Origin of the sequence: Staphylococcus schweitzeri, from assembly GCF_002902405.1 — a bacterium.
In the GTDB taxonomy this organism is placed as follows: domain Bacteria; phylum Bacillota; class Bacilli; order Staphylococcales; family Staphylococcaceae; genus Staphylococcus; species Staphylococcus schweitzeri.
Window position 1 is genome coordinate 1 of record NZ_PPQS01000027.1, and the last position, 1,076, is coordinate 1,076.

Sequence of the window (1,076 nt, forward strand, 5' to 3'; positions counted from 1 at the left end):
ATTTGGCCTGAAAAAGAATATGCAATAAATAGGGTTAAAAAAATAGAAGATTATGTTAAAGAGCAAGAAGAAGCTGAACAATAGGGGAGATAACATGACTTTTGAGGAAAAATTAAGTGAAATGTATAACGAGATTGCGAATGAGATTAGTGGGATGATACCAGTAGAATGGGAGCAAGTATTTACAATAGCTTATGTAACTGATCAAGCTGGAGAAGTCATTTTTAATTATACTAAACCAGGTAGTGAAGAATTGAATTATTATTCAGATATTCCTAAAGATTGCAATGTCTTAAAAGATTTATTTAAGAATTCATGGTTTAAAGTTTATCGAATGTTTGATGAGTTAAGAGAAGTTTTTAAAAAAGAAGGTTTAGAACCGTGGACATCATGTGAATTTGATTTTACAAGAGAGGGTAAATTGAAAGTATCATTTGATTATATAGATTGGATAAATACAGAGTTTGATCAATTGGGCCGTGAAAATTATTATATGTACAAAAAATTTGGTGTTTTACCAGAAATGGAATATGAAATGGAGGAGGTTAAACAAATCGAGCAATATATTAAAGAGTAAGAAGAAGCTGAACTATAGGGGAGATAATATGACTTTCGAAGAAAAACTCAGTCAAATGTATAACGAGATTGCGAATAAGATTAGCAGCATGATACCAGTAGAGTGGGAAAAAGTATATGCAATGGCTTATGTAAATGAAAGAAGTGGAGAAGTGTTTTACAATTATACTGAGCCAAGTAGTGATGAATTATTTTACTATACGAGCGTGTTAAATAAATATAATATACCAAGATCGGAATTTATGGACTCAGTATATGAATTATATAAGCAATTTGATAATTTAAGAGAATTGTTTATAGAAGAAGGACTCGAGCCATGGACATCATGCGAATTTGACTTTACAAGAGATGGTAAATTGAATGTATCTTTTGATTATATTGATTGGATGAATTCAGAATTTGGACCAATGGGAAGAGAAGATTATTACATGTATAAAAAGTTTGGAATTTGGCCTGAAAAAGAATATGCAATAAATAGGGTTAAAAAAATAGAAGATTAT

The 1,076-nt window shown here is 30.0% G+C and carries 2 protein-coding genes; both read left to right on the forward strand.

Going from position 1 to position 1,076, the window contains the following annotated elements; all coding sequences use genetic code 11:
- Positions 1-94: 94 nt before the first annotated feature.
- Positions 95-577 carry an antitoxin YezG family protein gene (locus CD116_RS05870; RefSeq protein ID WP_047529271.1) on the forward strand — a complete coding sequence of 161 codons (483 nt, stop codon included), beginning with the start codon at positions 95-97 and terminating at the stop codon, positions 575-577.
- A gap of 28 nt (positions 578-605) precedes the next feature.
- Positions 606-1,076 (forward strand): TIGR01741 family protein (locus CD116_RS05875; protein ID WP_103325202.1); only part of this gene is annotated, 471 nt, incomplete at its 3' end.

Bases quoted from the DNA above. Each gene is read 5' to 3' on its own strand.
- CD116_RS05870 (WP_047529271.1), top strand. From the start codon at position 95: ATGACTTTTGAGGAAAAATTAAGTGAAATGTATAACGAGATTGCGAAT.